General features: G+C 63.6%; 21 protein-coding genes. 5 read left to right on the forward strand and 16 right to left on the reverse strand.

What is annotated here, in order from left to right; translation table 11 throughout:
* Positions 1–36 precede the first annotated feature (36 nt).
* Positions 37–585, reverse strand: a complete 549-nt coding sequence (locus tag AABA48_RS12150) for a C-GCAxxG-C-C family protein (RefSeq protein WP_286350669.1) — start codon at positions 583–585, stop codon at positions 37–39.
* Between the two features lie 379 nt (positions 586–964).
* Between AABA48_RS12150 and AABA48_RS12155 the strand changes: the two genes are divergently transcribed.
* From AABA48_RS12155 to AABA48_RS12170, 4 genes are all read left to right on the forward strand, one after another.
* Entirely contained in the window at positions 965–1,456 is a 492-nt protein-coding gene (locus AABA48_RS12155) for a ferritin-like domain-containing protein (RefSeq protein ID WP_324308843.1), read from the forward strand.
* A gap of 233 nt (positions 1,457–1,689) precedes the next feature.
* The gene (locus AABA48_RS12160; RefSeq protein WP_010943598.1) at positions 1,690–1,950 is read left to right on the forward strand and encodes a hypothetical protein; all 261 of its coding nucleotides are present in this window, start codon (positions 1,690–1,692) and stop codon (positions 1,948–1,950) included.
* 193 nt (positions 1,951–2,143) lie between these two features.
* Entirely contained in the window at positions 2,144–3,097 is a 954-nt protein-coding gene (locus AABA48_RS12165) for a sensor domain-containing diguanylate cyclase (protein WP_286350671.1), read from the forward strand.
* Between the two features lie 41 nt (positions 3,098–3,138).
* On the forward strand, positions 3,139–3,429 hold the full coding sequence (locus AABA48_RS12170; protein WP_286350672.1) for a Dabb family protein: 291 nt from the start codon (positions 3,139–3,141) through the stop codon (positions 3,427–3,429).
* A gap of 108 nt (positions 3,430–3,537) precedes the next feature.
* Here the strand turns inward: AABA48_RS12170 and AABA48_RS12175 are convergent, their stop codons facing one another.
* The 4 genes from AABA48_RS12175 to AABA48_RS12190 form a co-directional block, all read right to left on the reverse strand.
* Positions 3,538–3,783: a YtxH domain-containing protein gene (locus AABA48_RS12175; protein ID WP_010943601.1), complete on the reverse strand. Its 246-nt coding sequence runs from the start codon at positions 3,781–3,783 to the stop codon at positions 3,538–3,540.
* An 81-nt stretch (positions 3,784–3,864) separates the two neighbouring features.
* A complete protein-coding gene (locus AABA48_RS12180) occupies positions 3,865–4,278 on the reverse strand; it encodes a hypothetical protein (protein ID WP_286350673.1) in 414 nt (137 codons plus the stop codon).
* An 18-nt stretch (positions 4,279–4,296) separates the two neighbouring features.
* Positions 4,297–6,114 (reverse strand): bifunctional homocysteine S-methyltransferase/methylenetetrahydrofolate reductase, encoded by a 1,818-nt coding sequence (locus AABA48_RS12185; protein ID WP_286350674.1) that lies wholly within the window; start codon positions 6,112–6,114, stop codon positions 4,297–4,299.
* A complete protein-coding gene (locus AABA48_RS12190) occupies positions 6,111–7,763 on the reverse strand; it encodes a putative manganese-dependent inorganic diphosphatase (RefSeq protein ID WP_286350675.1) in 1,653 nt (550 codons plus the stop codon). The genes AABA48_RS12185 and AABA48_RS12190 overlap by 4 nt, the downstream gene beginning before the upstream one ends.
* Positions 7,764–7,852: 89 nt before the next feature.
* Between AABA48_RS12190 and AABA48_RS12195 the strand changes: the two genes are divergently transcribed.
* The gene (locus AABA48_RS12195) at positions 7,853–8,449 is read left to right on the forward strand and encodes a DedA family protein (RefSeq protein WP_039646676.1); all 597 of its coding nucleotides are present in this window, start codon (positions 7,853–7,855) and stop codon (positions 8,447–8,449) included.
* Between the two features lie 83 nt (positions 8,450–8,532).
* On the opposite strand, the gene fsa is transcribed toward AABA48_RS12195, so the two are convergent.
* The 11 genes from fsa to AABA48_RS12250 all read right to left on the reverse strand — a co-directional run bounded on the left by fsa (position 8,533) and on the right by AABA48_RS12250 (position 17,448).
* A complete protein-coding gene (gene fsa, locus AABA48_RS12200; protein ID WP_286350676.1) occupies positions 8,533–9,177 on the reverse strand; it encodes a fructose-6-phosphate aldolase in 645 nt (214 codons plus the stop codon).
* A gap of 43 nt (positions 9,178–9,220) precedes the next feature.
* Positions 9,221–9,472, reverse strand: coding sequence for a YHS domain-containing protein (locus tag AABA48_RS12205; protein ID WP_192905382.1), 252 nt, complete (start codon positions 9,470–9,472; stop codon positions 9,221–9,223).
* An 18-nt stretch (positions 9,473–9,490) separates the two neighbouring features.
* A complete protein-coding gene (folK, locus tag AABA48_RS12210) occupies positions 9,491–9,982 on the reverse strand; it encodes a 2-amino-4-hydroxy-6-hydroxymethyldihydropteridine diphosphokinase (RefSeq protein ID WP_286350677.1) in 492 nt (163 codons plus the stop codon).
* A gap of 60 nt (positions 9,983–10,042) precedes the next feature.
* A complete protein-coding gene (gene nikR, locus AABA48_RS12215) occupies positions 10,043–10,462 on the reverse strand; it encodes a nickel-responsive transcriptional regulator NikR (protein ID WP_010943609.1) in 420 nt (139 codons plus the stop codon).
* Between the two features lie 103 nt (positions 10,463–10,565).
* Positions 10,566–11,438 carry an energy transducer TonB gene (locus AABA48_RS12220; RefSeq protein WP_286350678.1) on the reverse strand — a complete coding sequence of 291 codons (873 nt, stop codon included), beginning with the start codon at positions 11,436–11,438 and terminating at the stop codon, positions 10,566–10,568.
* Positions 11,439–11,443: 5 nt separating this feature from the next.
* On the reverse strand, positions 11,444–13,543 hold the full coding sequence (locus AABA48_RS12225) for a TonB-dependent receptor (RefSeq protein ID WP_338270467.1): 2,100 nt from the start codon (positions 13,541–13,543) through the stop codon (positions 11,444–11,446).
* Between the two features lie 331 nt (positions 13,544–13,874).
* Positions 13,875–14,324, reverse strand: coding sequence for a hypothetical protein (locus tag AABA48_RS12230; RefSeq protein WP_338270469.1), 450 nt, complete (start codon positions 14,322–14,324; stop codon positions 13,875–13,877).
* A gap of 129 nt (positions 14,325–14,453) precedes the next feature.
* On the reverse strand, positions 14,454–15,272 hold the full coding sequence (locus AABA48_RS12235; RefSeq protein ID WP_338270472.1) for a metal ABC transporter permease: 819 nt from the start codon (positions 15,270–15,272) through the stop codon (positions 14,454–14,456).
* A 14-nt stretch (positions 15,273–15,286) separates the two neighbouring features.
* Positions 15,287–16,039, reverse strand: a complete 753-nt coding sequence (locus AABA48_RS12240) for a metal ABC transporter ATP-binding protein (RefSeq protein ID WP_338270475.1) — start codon at positions 16,037–16,039, stop codon at positions 15,287–15,289.
* The gene (locus AABA48_RS12245; RefSeq protein ID WP_338270476.1) at positions 16,030–17,010 is read right to left on the reverse strand and encodes a metal ABC transporter solute-binding protein, Zn/Mn family; all 981 of its coding nucleotides are present in this window, start codon (positions 17,008–17,010) and stop codon (positions 16,030–16,032) included. The genes AABA48_RS12240 and AABA48_RS12245 overlap by 10 nt, the downstream gene beginning before the upstream one ends.
* Positions 17,011–17,448, reverse strand: a complete 438-nt coding sequence (locus tag AABA48_RS12250) for a Fur family transcriptional regulator (RefSeq protein ID WP_338270478.1) — start codon at positions 17,446–17,448, stop codon at positions 17,011–17,013. It abuts the gene before it with no gap.
* Positions 17,449–17,530: the final 82 nt, after the last annotated feature.

Raw genomic sequence — 17,530 nt, forward strand, 5'->3', positions numbered from 1 at the left:
GCGAAAGATTGATGACTTGCATGTGCCCGGCCCGTTTCAAGCCAGCATCTTATCGAGAATCTCGCTGGCCGTTTTCACGTACCCGGGACAGGCGCTGGTGAAGAGCCCCTTGTCGGCTGCGACCTTGATCCCCTCGGCGGTCCCCATGTCCACTTTGAGAAGTTTCGAGCAGGATGTCTCTCCGCATTGTTTGCGGAATTCGGCTATGAATTCAGCAACTTTTTTCATGGCCTTGCCGGTATCGGGACCATATTTCAGACCCAGCATGGCCACCGCGCCGGTGACGGCTCCGCACTCGCTCCCCAGCCCCATGCCGCCGGCAAACCCGGTTCCCATCCTCCCCGCAACGTCGGCCGGCACGCCGAAGGATGGTCCGTAGACTTCGCAGATGGCCTGGGAGCAGTTCATGGATTCGAGAAAACGCTTCGAGGCTTTCTCGGGCCGGTCAACCGGCTTCTCACTCACTCCGGCCGCACCTGCGGCAACGGCAAGCCCCCTGCCGGACAGCAGCACACCGGCCGCAGCCACGGATACTTTCAGGACTTGGCGCCTGCTCACCGCGCCGTCTTTATCGACCTCATCCATTCCTGTTCCCCCTTATCGGTTGTGAATTCGACCGGGATTCCCCCGGTTGAGCCGCATCAGCATAGCAGAACCATTCGGGGCAGCAATCGCCCTGCCGGTACCGACGCGTCGCGCCAGCCTCCGGTCACAGCCTGTCGAAGCTTTCAGCAGATTTCAAGCCGCACACTCCTCCGCATCATAACATCCGTTTAACAGGGGATATTACATACCCCCGCGGCACAACCGGCCCCGCCTAACTGCCCGGCAGAGCTGACGTTTCATTAGGTACAGCAAAAAAATGAGGCATAAAATAAATATACATATTGTAAACGGAATTCACGGTGCTACCATGAAATTTGTCTAACCAATTCCGCCGACGGCAAAAGAGGAGGAGAAAGAAATGAAAGTCATTGATTTTGCCTTGGAAATGGAGGAGATGGGAAAAGACTACTTTAGGCGCCTGGCTGCCGAAGCGAGCATGACCGGGGTGAGAACCGTCTTTACCATGCTTGCGGAGGAGCAGCAGGAACTCTACGACACCTTTCTGGCAATAAAACGGGGAGCGTCAGCCCACTGCAACGCGGACTCCCAAGCTCTGGAACGGGCACGGGAAACCTTTGCCAGGATATTCGCCCCCGATGGCGCCCACCTTGCCCTGCTCAAAACCGACCTGGCAGCCTACGAGCACGCCATGCAGGTGGAAGCGGCCATCGTCAGCTTCTGCGAAGAACTGGCCGAGCGGGAGCGCGACGAGGAAGCCCGGGCGCTCCTGCGGGAAATAGCCGCCGAGGAGCGCCGGCACTACGACACGGTAGAGAGCATTCACGACTTTGTCGCTGCACCCCGGTGGCACCTCTGCTGGGGCGAATCCAGCAATCTGCGGGAGATGTAGTCTTCTTCAGGGCGTTTCCCCGCAGCTGGCCACCGGAGCCCGGCTTAGGCCGCCGCTGAACGCGGAGCGCCAATCTTGTTGTAGATCTGCCGCGCGGGCTGTTCGTGGCAAGAATGGTTGGCGCGAGGATAACGCGTGTTTTTTTCTGCAGGAGGGTCGCCGGCCCCCGTTAATCCGCTGATGTTACCTGTGGGAAGACAGAGGCCGGACGTCGCTCCTGAAAGGAGGAAGCAATGAAAGTACTTGGTTTAACCTTTGCCGTCATGCTTCTGGCCCTGCTCGTCGTCCTCTCCGTCCTGGCCCATGCGGCCGCCCCCGTTCCGCCGGAACCCGAGGACCCGGGCATGCTCGCGGGAGCGCTCCTGGGGTTTGCCTCCTTTGTAGTGGCCACCAAGCTTATTCCGGGCATCATCCGCTTCGCATCCATAATCGATGAAGAGACGGTCAGCCCGAACCACGCTGCCATCGCCGAAACCGGCGACGGTGGCACGTGATACCCGCCGCCACAGCCGTCCACCCTCCCCCCGGGTCGCCGACCGTCATGGCCGACCGGGGGAGGGTGTGCGCCCCGCCGACTTACGGCATGTCATCCGCGCTGGTAATACGCATACGATTGTGATAGCATTAGGCGTTTTTCAAGTTCTGCCATCATGCGGTATGTCACCGTGAGCGGGATGCGGAGCGCCCATGCCCAACAACGACAGTTTCTACAAGAAGGTCCTCGACAATCTCTACGACGGCATCTACTTTGTGGACGAACAGCGGCGGATCACCTACTGGAACAAGGGTGCGCAGATGCTGACGGGCTATGGGGAGAAGGAAGTCATCGGTCGAAACTGCCATGACATCTTTCTCCACCTTGATTCCAACGGCAACGGCATTTGCTCCGATGCGTGCCCCATCGAAAAGACCATCACCGACGGCCGAAAACGGGATGAGGAAAGCTTTCTCCATCACAAGGACGGCCACCTGGTTCCGGTCTGCCTCAGGGTGGCTCCGATTCAGGATACCGATGGCCAGATGGTGGTGGCCGTAGAGGTGACCGGCGACCACTCACCGCGTCATGCCTTGCGTCAGCAGCTGGAAAATCTCCAGCGCCTCGCCCTCTGCGACCCTCTCACCACCATTGCCAACCGCCGCTACGTGGAAATGAGCCTCAACTCGCGCCTGGAAGAAATGCGGCGGTACGGCTGGCACTTCGGCATACTCTTCCTGGACGTTGATCACTTCAAGCAGATCAACGACACCCACGGCCACGACACCGGCGATCGGGTACTCAAGATGGTGGCCAAGACCCTGGTGAACAGCGCCCGTTCTTTCGACGTGGTTGGACGCTGGGGGGGTGAGGAGTTCATTGCCATACTCGCCAACATCTCGCGCCGGCAGCTGCCGCGCATCGCGGACCGGTTCCGGCACCTGGTCGAACAGTCGAGTTTCCGTCTGGACGATCGGCTGCTCCGGGTCACGGTTTCCGTTGGCGCCACCATGTCCCACCTGGATGACACGGTCGAATCACTGGTGCAGCGGGCCGACACGCTCATGTACCGGAGCAAGGAGGCAGGCCGCAACTGCGTGAGCATCGGCTTCGGCGAAGAGATGCCGGAGACATCGGCTACCCCGGCCGCGTCCGCATCACCCTGACGCGGGGCACCTGTCCACTACCGACAGCAACGAGGAACCCCATGATAACGCATATCGTATTTTTCAAGCTGACCGACCCCACAGCCCCCACCATCGCCACCACGCGCGAAAAACTGGAGAGCATGAGAGGCAAGATTTCCCTGCTCAGACACCTTGAAGTGGGAGTTGACGTGATCCGGTCCGAACGGTCCTACGATCTGGCCCTCGTGACCCGCTTCGACTCTCTGGCGGATCTCCAGGCCTACCAGGTCGACCCGTACCATGCCGGAGAAGTGGTGCCGCACATGAAGTCGGTCTGCTCCTCCATCGTGGCCGTAGACTACGAGTCGTAGCTGCCGGAGGGAGTACCTCCATCACAAAAAAGCCCCGCAGTGCGTCTGTTCACAAACAGCGCGCCGCGGGGCTTTCTCATATCACGTGAAGCGAAAGGACGTGCTGGTTCAGATCCAGCAACCGCCGCCTTCGTATTCGCCGGTGTCGTCCTTGGACTTGGGGGCAACCTTGTATTTCGCCTCGCGGACGGCCGACCGGAGTTTGCACACCGCGTCATCGGTAACGTCACCCAGTTTTTCTCGCACCTCGCGACCGGTCTTGGGGGTCAGCAGGAGAGCCGCCCCGGCCGCAAGGGCGGCGCCGGCGAAGAAGGCGAGGATAGCCGCGGTTTCCGTGTGTTTGCTGTCTGCCATGCTGTCGCTCCTTGTGGTTGATTGGATGTTCTTCTATTCATAGCACAGAACGCCCGACAATAAAACCATCCGATGCTCACCCTACCTGAATTCGGGGGGCGGAGTCGTCAGGAGCCATCGATTTCCCTTCTCCTCGTCCTCCACATAGCGCCACTGCTGCTCGTCCACCAGGGTCTTGAGACGGGTTGAGGGAAGGACGAAATAGTCAACCTCGACCCGGACCGTGGCTGTCCCCTTGTCCACGTCGAGCTCCGTGCTCGTCACCCGGTAGTCGGCCACGGACACATCCTTGGCCGCCTTGGCCCGCTCCAGGCAGGCATCCTTCACCTGGTCTCCGGCAAAGATGACGCATGACTGCTCGAGGCCCTGCCAACGCATGAGACGATTGTGCTCCCGGGAGCTGTCCTCGAAACGCTGGGCAATGAGGTAGGGGTTGCGGCAGCCGGCCAGGGCAAGGGCCAGGAGGAGAAGCGACAGGGTTCGACGAACGTTCATGGGCAGCCTCGCGGGGGATCAGGTCCCCTTGATGTACCGCGTCAACTCCACGGCAATACCGTATTTGCCGAAGGGGGGAATGAGATAGAATCCGCCCACCCGGCCCCGCACCGCATCAATGAACTCCCGGGCGATGGCGAGGCCTTCCCGCACCCCGTCCTCTTTTTCCTTGCCCCGCATCCGGTGCCGGATTTCTTCGGGGATCACGATGCCCGGCACCTCATTATGGAGAAATTCGCAGTTGCGCTCGCTCACCAGCGGCAGAATCCCGGGCAGGATGGGGATACCCAGGTGCGCCGTCCGCTCCGCCATCTCCTCCAGGCGCGCCACATCATAGAGGGGCTGAGTCTGGACGAAGCGGGCGCCGTTGGCCGCCTTCCTGGCCAAGCGCTCCACCTGGACCTCCATCCGGGGGCTGTTGGGATTGAAGGCGGCGCCGATGACGAACCCCGTCCCCCCGCCGATGGGCGAACCCAGGGCGTTCACGCCGGCGTTCAGGTCGGCCAGCAGCTTGATGAGGCCGAAGGAATTCAGATCGTACACCGAGGTGGCCCCAGCCTGTTCGCCTATGCGGGCGGGATCGCCGGTGACGGCCAGCACGTGGCGGATCCCCAGCAGGCTCGCCCCCATGAGGTCCGACTGGAGCCCCAGCAGGTTGCGGTCCCGGCAGGTCACGTGAACAATGACGTCAATTCCCGCCTCCCGCTGAATGAGGCTGCCCAGGGCAATGTTTCCCATCCGGATCCGGGCCAGGGGATTCTCGGCGATATTGATGGCATCCGCCCCCGCCTCCCGGAGCGCCCTGCTCCCCTCGATGATCTTCGCGCAGTCGAGCCCCCTGGGCGGGTCCAGCTCCACGGTGACGATGGGCTCACGTCCCCAGCGGGCCAGGAAGCCGGCATCGTCCCGGGACTCGGCCCGGCGCTCCTCCTTCGGCAGTGCGGGCACGGCAACCGTGCGCGCCACGGGCCGCAGCCCGGCCAGCCGTTCCGCCAGACGCCGCACATGCTCCGGCGTGGTGCCGCAGCATCCCCCCACCAGAGCCGCCCCCGCAGCGACCATCTCCAGGGCCCGGTCCGCGAAGTAATCGGGGGTGGTCCGGTAGACATGGCGGCCGTTCACATATTCGGGGAATCCGCTGTTGGGATAGGCCGCCAGGGGAAGATCCGTCACCCGGCCCATCCGCTGGATGGTGCCGAGGATTTCCAATGGCCCGGCACCGCAGTTGGCGCCCACCACGCGGGCACCGGCGGCAGTCAGTTCCACGGCTACCCGCTCCACCTCGATCCCGCCGGCGAGTCTCCCGTTTTCCAGGAACGCCATGTTGGCCACCACCGGCAGCCCCGTTTCCCGGGCCGAGGTCAGGGCGTGACCCATCTGCGCCAGGTCGGTGAAGGTTTCCAGGATCAGGAGATCCACCCCCCCCTCGGCCAGGGCCAGGGTCTGCCGCCGGAAGATATCGACGGTCTCTTGGGCGGAAAGCTCCCGTTCGTCCCCCTTCACCCGGACCAGGGGCCCCACGGAGCCGGCCACGAAGGCATCGGTGCCCTGGGCGGCCTCCCGGGCCAGCCGGGCGCCCCGAAGGTTGATCTCATGCTCCTTCTTGTCGAGCCCGATGGCAGCGAGCCGGGTCCAGTTGGCGCCGAAGGTGTTGGTTTCGATGACGCGGGCCCCGGCCGCCAGGTACTCCCGGTGGAGTTCCAGCACCAGCGACGGGCGCACCAGGTTCAGGTGCTCCACGTTGGCGTCGAGGGATACCCCCTTGGCATAGAGCATGGTGCCGATGGCGCCGTCGCCGATGAGGACCTCGTCGTGCAGTCGTTCAAGAAAGGTCATGCCTGCACCTTCCCGAGCACCCCGAGCAGGTGGGGGACCATCTGCTTCTTGCGGGACATGACCCCTTTCAGCTCATAGAGGTGGGGCTCCACCTGGGGATACCCCATCACGTGGGCGATCTCGTTCTTCCCCTCGGCCAGGAACAGCGTGGTTTCGGTATAGATGTCGGTCACCATGAGGCCGGCCAGGTCGAGGCGGTCGGCCTCCTTCACCCGCCGGAGACAGTCGCGCAGGGCATCCTTCAGCTCGAAAAACTCGTCGAAGCCCACCACCTCCACCTGCCCCACGCCGAACTGCATGCCACCGGCGGTGAACTGCTTGAAATCGGAGCGCAGGGCCTGCTCCGGCGTACCATGGGAGGCAAATCCGCCGCAGGCGGAGAAGATCTCCTTGCCAAAGGCCAGGTGATCCAGGCCGGACCGCTCCTCCAGCCAGGCGATCATCTCACGGTCCCGGACGGTGCTGGTGGGCGATTTGAGGATCACCGTATCCGTGAGGATGCCGGCCAGCAGCAGGGCCGCGGTCCGCTCGCCCGGCTCGATCCCGGCCTCCCGGTAGAGGGAGGCGACCACGGTGCAGGTGCTCCCCACCGGCGCCGCCATGAAGGTGATGGGTTGATTGGTTGGCGGATTGCCGAGTTTGTGATGGTCGATGACCTCCAGGATCTCCACTGTTTCGGCGCCGGGCACCGCCTGGGTCAGCTCGTTGTGGTCCACGAGGATCAGGGCATAGGGAACCGGCGCCAGCAGGGACGACTTGGTGGCTACGCCGGCGATGGTGCCATCTTCCTCCACCGCGATGACGGCCGGCTCCTGACTATGGAGGAGCTTGAGCCGCAGGTGCTCCAGGGGCTCGGCCACGCCGATCCGTTCGAAGCCGGGCTCCATGAACAGGGAGAGAGGAGAGGCGAGCCGTGCCAACCAGGCGGCGGTAGCGGTATCATGGGGGGTTGAAAGGACGACTACGCCCTTCTCCCGGGCGCGGGCCACCAGCTCGTCGGCAATGGAGAGCCCGCCGGTCACCACCAGCAGGCGCACACCCCGCTCGATGGCAGCCTGGTGGATGCTACGCCGGTCGCCGGTCATGATCAGGAGCGTTGCCGGGTCATACCCCTCGATGCGGCTGGAAAAGGATTCTTCCAGCATGGCGCCGATGAACAGGTGCAGGTGCTCCACCTCGTCGGCCGGCCCACCCGCGAGAAAGATCCCGTCGAGGCAGGCGGCAAGGGAGCCGAGGGAGGTGTCGACGCCGCGCCTGCGGTCGGTGCCGGCCACCAGGTGCTTTTCCGACAGCCTCAGAAGCGAGACCACCCCCACCGGAGTTCCCTCGGCGTCGACCACGGGCAGGACACGAATTCCGTGGCGATGGAAGAGCCCCAGAGCATCCCTGAGAGCTACCTCCGGCCTGGCGGTGACCGGGCGGCGGTTCAGCACGTCGCGCACCTTGGGGTTGACATCGGCCAGATAGACCGGCGGCTCGATACCGAGCCGTTCCAAGATATAGCGGGTCTGGGGGTTCGGCTGGCCGGCCATGGCGGCGGTCACGTTCGCCACCCCCTGCTTCTGTTTGAATTCGGCGTAGGCGATGGCCGACGCGACGGAATCGGTATCGGGATTGCGGTGCCCGATCACGTAAACCTGCTTCTTCATTGCCGCTCCTGCTCTTTTTGTGGCTCCAGCACCGTTTCCGTGGTATAGAGGTGTGCTTTCACACTCCAGCGACACGAGGTTCGACCGCCATGCATCAAGCCATCGACTGGCTCGTCGCCACCATCGGCGCCATGGGCTACCCGGGTATCTTCATCCTCATGGCCATGGAGAGTTCGGTCTTCCCGGTGCCCAGCGAACTGGTCATGCCCCCGGCCGGCTATCTCGCCCAGCAGGGGGAGATGAACATCTGGCTCGCCATCTTCCTGGGAACCGTGGGGAGCCTTGCCGGGGCCTATGCCAACTACTTCGCCGCCCACTATCTGGGCCGGCCGCTCCTGCTCAAGTACGGGAAATATGTCTGGATTACCGAGGAGAAATTCGCCCGGGTCGAGTCATTCTTCCACAAGCACGGGGAGATTTCAACCTTCATCGGGCGACTGCTCCCGGTGGTCCGACACCTCATTTCCCTCCCCGCGGGCCTGGCCGGGATGCACCACGGCACGTTCACCCTCTACACCCTGCTGGGAGCCTTCATCTGGTGCACCATCCTCGCCTGGATCGGCTACGTCATCGGCGAGAACCGCGACCTGATCATGGAGTATTCCCACCAGGCCCTCATCGGCGTGGTGATCTTCAGCGCGGGGCTGGTGGCGGTGTATGTGTGGAGGCACCGGCGAAAGAAGTGAGCGCATCGGCCGCTGTAAATGAAAAGCCCCGGCGACGGACAACGTTGCCGGGGCTTTTTGCATGGTGCACAGCACTGCCGCGTTTACTTGGGCACGCTTTCCCAGTCCTTCAGGAACCGCTCGATGCCGGCGTCGGTGAGGGGGTGCTTGGCCAACTGGAGCATGACCGAGTAAGGAATGGTGGCGATGTCCGCACCGATGAGGGCCGCGTTCAGGACGTGAACGGGGTTGCGGACGCTGGCCACGATGATCTCGGACTGGTAGCCGTAGTTGTCGAAGATGGTCTTGATGTCGTCGATGATCCCCATGCCGTCCTGGGAGATGTCATCCAGGCGTCCCACGAAAGGGGAGACGTAGGTAGCGCCGGCCTTGGCGGCGAGCAGGGCCTGCATGGGGGTGAAGATGAGGGTGACGTTGGTCTTGATCCCCTCCCGGGTAAGGGCGGCACACGCCTTGAGCCCCTCGGGGGTCATGGGGAGCTTGATGACGATGTTCTTGTGGATCTTGGCCAGCTCCCCGGCCTCCCTGATCATGCCGTCGGCATCAAGAGAAACCACTTCCGCGGAGATGGGGCCGTCGACGATCCCGGTGATCTCCTTGATGACGTCCTCGAACTTGCGGCCGGACTTGGCGATGAGCGACGGATTGGTGGTAACCCCGTCCACGAGTCCCAGGTCGTGGGCCTGGCGGATTTCCTTAACGTCAGCGGTGTCGATGAAAAATTTCATGCTGCAAACCTCCGGTTGATTATTGATGGCGCCATGGCGACGATTACTTGCTTTCGAGCTGCTGCCGGTACTTTTCCAGACACTCCATGGAGCAGAAGTGGAGTCGCTCCCCCTCGTGACGGCCGATGACGGCATCCTCCTCGGTCACATAGACGCCGCAGACCGGGTCCTGGTAGGTCTCCTCCCGAACCGGCTCGGGCGGCGGCGCGGGCTCGTCCTTTTTCCTGTCGGAGATGAAGCCCTTGACGATTTTGTATCCCACATAGATGAGGACGGCCCAGACGAGCAGACGCATGAGTCCCACTCTGATCTCCTAGATTTTGGTGACGCGCTCCCCCGGCGGCAGGGACGCGAGCAGCTCCCGCACCGGCTTCTCCAGCACAGGGTGAATCATATCGGGCGCAATCTCCGCCAGGGGGACCAGCACGAAGCCCCGCTGATGGAGCCGGGGATGGGGGATGGCGAGCCCTTCGGCGGCAACGGTCAGGCTCCCGTAGAGGAGGATATCCAGATCCATTGAACGCGGCCCCTGGGGCACCTCCCGGCGCCTGCCGAACAGGCCGGTTTCGATCCGCTGGAGTTCTTCGAGGAGCCGGTGAGGGGTGAGCGAGGTTTCGATTCGCAGGACCGCGTTGAGGAAGTCGGGCTGTTCCGGCACCGGCCCCACCGGCTCGGTTTCATAGAAGCCGGAAAGGGCGGTTATCCGTGTTTCCGGCAGTTTGCCGATCTCGGCAACCGCGCGCAGCAGGTTCAGCTCCCGGTCCCCCATGTTCGAACCGAGGGCTATGAAGGCGTTGGATTCCACCGGACGATTAGAGCATAACGGGGATATTTTTGCAATCCATGAGCCGCGCTCCGGAAAGGGTCAGTGCAACTCCTCGCCGGTGGTGGTCATGACCAGCTTGCCGTGCTTGACCCCCTTCACGCCGATGAGCTCGTCGGCGATCTTCTTCACCTCCCGGGCCTTGCCGCGCACCACCAGGACCTCCAGGCAGTTGTGGGCGTCCAGGTGAACGTGGAGGGCCGAGATGACCTTGTCGTGGTGGGCGTGCTGCTGTTCGGTCAACTTGTCGGAAAGGTCGCGGACATGGTGATCATAGACGAGCGTCACCGTACCCACGGTCTCCTCGTCCCCCACTTCCCACTTCAGCTCCACCAATGCCGCGCGGATCAGGTCGCGGATCGCCTCGGAGCGGTTCATGTACCCCTTCTCCTCGATGAGCCCGTCAAAGCTCTCCAGCAGCTTCTCGTCGATGGATACGCCGAATCTGATGGTCTCTCCCATAGAAACACTCCCGGTGCGGGTATGCGAACAGCACAAAAGCGGTTGCGATGATAGACCACTTTCAACGGGAGATAAACAGAAAACCGCCGTAGTGGATGCCCGGTCACTCACCCGTGAGCCGGAAAGTGATCGGCACCTCGAAGGTGAGCTCTTCGCCGCCGAGCTCCGGCGGCACGGCGGGGAAGCGGCCCACGGTACGGACGGCCCGCAGCGCCGCGTTGTCGAGGAGCGCGTGGCTCGAGGAACGGGCCACCTCATCGCGCCGGACAGCGCCGCTGCGGGCCAGGACCACGCGTACGACGGCGGTCCCCTCCATCCGTCCCCGGCGGGCCAGGGGCGGATATTCCTTGCACCGCTCGATGAGCCCCCTGAGCACGGATTGGTAACCCACGCGGATCCGGCCGGCATCGGCCACGCCGGTGGAGGCTGCCAAGGGTTCGGGGCTGCGGACTGCCGGCACCGTTACCTGCGGACCATCGCCCCGTGCCGGCGGTACTGCCGCCTGAACCGGTTGTGGAGGAGCCAGGGGTACCATCATGGCGGAAGACGGAGGAGCCACCGCACCTGCCGGATCCGCGGCAAGGGGGGCAATGGCAGGTGCTGTCGGCAGGGTCCGGCCGGATGGTGGCGACAACGGGCCAGGGGGCGACGAGCCCCGTACCGGCGCCGGCTTCGCCGGCAGCGGAAGCGGGACCGGCCGGACAGGCGAAGGTTGCGGCAGAGGCACCAGGGCCGGCACCGGCTTCTCCGCAGACAGGACCGAATCACCCAGGTCAACGATGATGGTGCCGGCAGGGGGAGGCCGCGTGCCCCCCCCTGCCGGCATCATCATCGCACACACTGCAGCCGCCACATGGGCCGCCCCCGACAGGAGGAGCGCACGGGCCAGGATCCGCCGCTCCCCGGCGGAGGCACGCAATGCCTCCGCCGGGGCGTGATCGGGCGTTGCCGCGCTGAACCGCATGGCGCAGCCCATGTCCGTCAGAACCGGTAAGCCAGGGTCAGGTAGTAGTTTCTCCCGTTCTCCGGCACCTTGGCCCCGGTGCTGAAGGGATCCCGCTGGTAGGAAAGATGGGAGAAATAGTACTTGTCGAACAGGTTGTTGACCCCGGCGTAGACCGAAAGGCCCCCATAGGTGAAGCCCCCCTTCAGGTCGGTGGTGAACCAGCCGGCGGTCTCCTGCTCCTGGAGGGCGGCGTCGACCCGGTCCTGCCGGTCAGCGAAGTTCTCGGCCACCTCCAGGAACCATGAGTCCACGTCGTAGCGCAGGGCCAGGGTGCCCCGCAGGGGCGGGATCTCTGACAGGGGCCGGTCATCGCTCTCGTTGTTTCCCCTGGTGTAGGAAAGGGAGGCCTTCAGGAAGAAGTTGGCCGGCAGCGAGAACTGGGAGCCGAATTCCCCCCCCCAGAGGGTGGCGTTCACGTTGCGGTAGCTGCGGGCCCGCAGGAGCGGCCCGGCGCCGTCGGGGTCGGGAAGATCGGTCACGTTGATGTAGTTGTGGAGGTAACCGTAGAAGAAGGAGGCATTCAGGTAGTAGCTGTCCGTCGCATACTTGACCCCCACGTCGCCCTGATTGTTGACGGTGGGCTCCAGGATCGGGTTGCCGACCCAGTTGCTCCCCATCCGCTGGAGCCCCGTGTAGAGCTCTTGGGGGTCAGGGGTACGGATGCCGCGGCCGAAGCCGGCGAACAGCTCAAGCCCTGTGATCGGCGTCCAGGTAAGCTGGAGGTTGCCGCTGGCCTCGCCGAAGTCGGTGTCGGCGGAGAGAGTGCGACCCGGGTAGTAGGGCTGATAGAGCGTGGCAATGCGCCCGGCGGTAAGCCGGTCGGCTTCGGCCCTGGTCAGGTCTCCCCGCACGGCGGTCGTGAGTTTGAGGCGTTCCGCCAAGGGTAGGGTGTATTCCAGGAACATGCCGGTGTTGTGGATGGTCACGTCGGGAATCATGGGAGAATCCCCGTAGATCCAATCCGTGCCGCTACGCATGAGCATAGTATTGGTGGCGTCCCACCCGCGATTGTAGTAGTCGATGCCCGCCTTGAGAGTGCCGGGTCCCACGGCCAGGGAGGAGTTCAGCTTCGCCCCCCAGGTCTCCGTCTCGGCCAGGGTCGACATGAAGTAGTTCCGCGTCAGGAACGTCCGGTACATGAGGGCGGCATTGTCGGGATTCGAGGTCTCCCGGTACCGGTCGTCCATGAGATGCTTGACCCGGTTCCAGTATGCCTGGAGCTTCACTTCGCTCACCAGGGGCGAAAGTTTCTCGATCCTGTAGCTCCAGTTGAACCGGTGGGTCCGGTCGTAGTCGGCGTCCATGAGGAGATAGGGATAAAGGACATGATCGGCATCCTGGTAGGAGTAGGAAAACTCGGCCCGGGAATTATCCGTCGGGTTGATGCCGAAGCGAGCCCAGCCGGTGTTGATCTCGTAGGCGGTCGAATCGATGCTGCCGGGGCGGTAGCGGTTGTTGCTGGTGGCTGGGTATATCTCGGTTATGCGCTTGCCATCACCCGACTCGGGCGGTTTGGAATACTTGTAGGCGTATCCCAGAAGTCCGTCGAGACGGTCGGTTCCATAGGATGCGGTGCCCGAGGCATTGATGCTGTCATAGGAGCCGTAGGTGAACGACAGATCGCTGCCGAACCCCTTTTTAGGCCTCTTTCCCACGGCGTCTACCAGGCCGCCGAGACTGCCGGCGTTTTCAACATCGTAGGGGCCCTTCACGATCCGGATCTGCTCGACCTCGGCGAAGTCGAAGTGGAACGCGGGCGAATCCATTCTGTTGGGACAGGCGCCGTAGAGGCGGACCCCATCGATGAGGACGTTGATATTGTCGCGCTGGAGCCCGCGGATAACCACGTCATTGGCGATGGCTCCCTTACGGACGTAGGAAAGCCCCTCCACCTGGCGGAGGGCCTCCCCCATGTCCCGGGCCGGGCTTTCGCGGACTTCGCGGATGGTCAGACTCTCTTCGCGGGGTGACTCCTTCTGGCCCCGGACAACGATTTCGTCGAGGATGAGGTTTTCGGCGGCCGCCGGCACGGCGGCCGCAAGAGTGCAGCAGAGCATGGATATGATAGTTCGCATGACATATCTCCGTGAATGGATAGACGTAGAGGACGCAAGGATGCCGCTGCAGGCACCCCGCCCCGCGCGACGGCGTACGGATAGACCGCTGCCGTACCGGCACGCAGTCCGCGTCGGGGATACGATGAGCGGTTGCCGGCCGCCCCCTGGGGAGAAACGCTGCAGCCGCCCACGTTAGGAGCAGGTCTGGTGTCTCGTTTGGTTAGCCCTTGGAAGCGATTGAGGCACTTTGCCTGCTGCCAAGGCGCGGCGACACAGGCCTGGCCCGGCCATAACGACGGCAGCGGTCAAAAGCGGCACACGTACGAGGGAGAACCAACCAATCGGGACACTAAGCTTCTGGGGGAGGGATGGAGGGCTCGGGCCGGAAAGCAGTCCGCATGCCCGAATAGGACGAGAGGTTGACGGTACACCGGGTGACCCCGGCCTCAAGGATGAACACGGGGGGAATGCACTCCCACTTGATGAGAGGCACGGCGGCTGGGGAAAAGGGATCGCGGTTACAGCAGCCGCAGGAGATAACGGGCACTTCCTCACCGGTTGAGCAACAGGCGGGTTCCTTCGTGTGGCGATTGGCCGCGCAGGAGCCTTCGCACCGGCACTCCTGGGCCATGCCGGCCATGGCGGCGCAGCACTCGCCGTCGGTACAGTGACACCCCGCCATTTTCACGAGACCGGCCTGTGCCCCGGCAACGGCATGAATGAGCGGCACGACCTGGACGAACAGAACGAGGAGCAGCTGCAGTGATGCGATGGCGATGGTAGTGCGTCTAGTGCCCATGAAGGAACGTCCGGCCTTGAAACAAGGCAAAATGTCGGCGCAATCCAAGCAATCAACAGTCACGTAACAATACTGGACCTCACCCAATTGTCAAGCAGCATCCAACCGTGCAAGCCGCCCCTGCGGCCATTACCGCCGCAGCCTCCGCAGGGTAAAGGCAAGGGCAAAAACCAGGAAGTTGATCATGATGATCGTGGCGCCGGTGGGAAGGTTGGCCAGGAAGGAGACCACCACCCCGGTCACCACCGACAGGACGCCGAAGACGACAGCAAGGATGATGGCGGTCCGAAAGCCCCGCGCCAGCTGGAGGGAGGCCACTGCGGGCAGGATGAGGAGTGCGGAGATGAGCATGACCCCCACCACCTTCATGGCGAGCACCACCGTGAGGCCGGTCAGCAGCACCAGCACGCCGTTGATCCGGTCCACCCGGATGCCGGAGGTACGGGCCAGCTCCTCATCGAAGGTGATGGCGAAGAGTTCCCGGGAAAAGAGCCCCACCGTGATGATTACCACCAGGAAGAGAATCCCGGTCTGGACCAGCTCGAAGGGGCTGATGGACAGGATGTTGCCGAAAAGGTAGCTGAACAGATCAACATTGAATCCGCCCGCCATACTTGCCAGCATGATGCCGGTGGCAATGCCCAGGGACGAGACGATGCCGATGGCGGCATCGCCGTAGATGCGGGCCCGCTCAGCAAGGCGCAGGATGCCCAGAGCCGAGAGGAGCACGCACGGAATGGCGGCCAGGGCCGCGTGGGCCGACGGCAGACGGAAGAAGAGTGAAAGGGCCACGCTTCCGAAGGTCACATGGGCAAGTCCGTCACCGATAAGCGACAGGCGGCGCAGCACCAGGAAGATGCCCAGGATGGCGCAGAGCGCTGCGATAAGCGACCCGGCAACCATGGCCCGCAGAAGAAACCCGTATTGGAAGATGTCGAGAAGCGTCATGGAAACCGCCCCCCTCAGTGCCGGTGGCAGATGAGGTGCTGGGAATGAATGCCGAAAAAGTCGGACATGGCCGGGGAGCCGCAGAATTCGTCGAACCCGCCGTAGAAAACCACCCGCTTGTCCAGGTAGAGGAAACGGGAGGCATGACTGCCGATGGTGCCGCTGTCGTGGGTTACCAGGATGACGGTGGTACCCCGGGAACGGTTCAAGTCGCGGATGGTCTGGTAGAAGCTCTCCCGCGTCTCCGGGTCCAGGGCCGTGGTCGGCTCGTCCAGGACCAGCAGCTCGGGTCCGCTGACCAGCGCCCGGGCCAGGAGCACCCGCTGCCGCAGCCCGCCGGACAGCTCTCCCACCAGCCGGTCCCGTATGGAATCGATCCCCATGAGTTCCAGGGCATGGGTCACCGCAGCCCCGTCACCGGAACGGGGACGGCGGGGAAAGCGGCGTCCCGCCAGCAGGCCGAGCGCCACCACCTCGGCCACGGTGGCCGGGAAGTGGGGATTGAAATACTGGAGGCCCTGGGGAAGATAGCCGACCCGCTGCCACTGGTCGAAACCGGCCAGGGGGGTGCCGAAGAGGCGGATTTCGCCCCGGTCGGGGCGGGCGAGCCCGAGGATGCAGCGGATGAGGGTACTCTTCCCCGATCCGTTGGGCCCCACGATGCCGACGTAGTCCCCCGCCGCCACGGCAAAGGAGACGTCGGTCAGCGCCTCGGCCCCCTGGTATCCCAGCGTCACCCCCGTGACCGCTACCGCATCTACCGGCATTGAAGCCCCTTTCGCAGATTCTCCAGGTTCTTTTCCATGAGCGACATGAACGTGACTCCCCGGGCCAGGCCATCGCGGCTTACGGTGTGGGCGCCGTTGAGCTGCAGGATGGCCGCCCCCGTCTCCCGGGCGATGGTCTCGGCGGTACGGGGGTCGATGAGTTCCTCGGTATAGATGGTGCGGACGCCCTCTGTTCGGATCCGCTTCACCAGAGCCGCCAGTTTGGCCGGGGTCGGTTCCGCGTCGGCGGAGGCGGCAAAGGCGGCCTCGTAGCGCAGGCCGTAACGGGCGGCAAGGTAGCCGAAGGCAAAGTGTCCCCCGTGAACCACGGTCCGCGAGGAGCAGGACGCGAGCCCCTGCCGATAGCGTTCATCCAGGTGGGCCAGCGTTGCCTTGTAGGCGGCGGCATTGGCCAGGTAGGCCTCCCGGTTGGCGGGGTCGCGCTCGGCCATCCCAGCGGCGATGTTGTCCACCATCCGCTGGGCGTTGGCGAAGTCGAGCCAGAGGTGAGGATCCATCCGCGCCTCATCGTGCGCCCCGTCATGGTGATCACCTTTGTCGTGATGATCTCCGTGCTCATGGTTCCCCGCAGCAGGGAGCAACCGGGCACCGCGGCTTGCATCCACCACCGTGGGCCCGCCGCCCCCGACACCTTTAAGAATGTCCGCGGCCCAGGGCTCCATGGCGCGGTTCGTGTAGACGAAGAGGCTTGCCCGACTCACACGGACGATATCCTCGGGCCGGGGCTCGAAACTGTGAGGCTCCATCCCCGGCGGCAGGAGGAGCGTCACCCCGGCCCGATCGCCGGCCACGTTGCGGGCAAAATCATAGAGCGGAAAAAGCGTCGTCACCACCGACATGCCGGCGTGCGCCGCCGGAGTCCTGCCCTCATCCTTTTTCGAGCATCCGACCAGAACGGTCGCCAGGGCGCACAGCACTCCCAGCGCCAGGATACGCACGCTTCCCATCATTCATCCCCCCTGCTGCCGCGCCAGGCACTCGCGGCAATAACCGTTGGCCTGGAAAATATGCGACACGACCCGCCCGGCCACGAGTTTCTCCAGATCCGGCAGTGCGCAGACGTCAACCTCCTCCACCCGTCGGCACGAGAGGCAGACGAAGTGGTGGTGATGCTCGCGGCGGTCGCAGTAATAGTAGTAAAGTTGCCGGTTCGGATGAATGATGGTGGTTATCACCCCGCCGGCGGCCAGTTCCTCCAGATTTCGGTAGACCGTGGGGAGCCCCACCCGGTCGAAACGGAGCTTCAGCTTGCGCCAGACCTCCTCGGGGCTCGCATAGCCCTCCTCGCCGGCAAGGATGTCGAGCACGGCACGCCGTTTGGGGGTAATGCGCAGGTTGAGGTTCCTGAGAAGATCGTCAAAGTGCTTCATGGTCAGGAGGTTTCCCATTAAACAGAAATCATTTCCATTTAAAATACCCCCGTGCCGCTGTTTGTCAAGAGGGGAAATCCCTCCGTTGACTCGAGGAAAC

The sequence above is a fragment of the Geobacter sp. 60473 genome (assembly GCF_036323535.1).
GTDB lineage: Bacteria > Desulfobacterota > Desulfuromonadia > Geobacterales > Geobacteraceae > Geobacter > Geobacter sulfurreducens.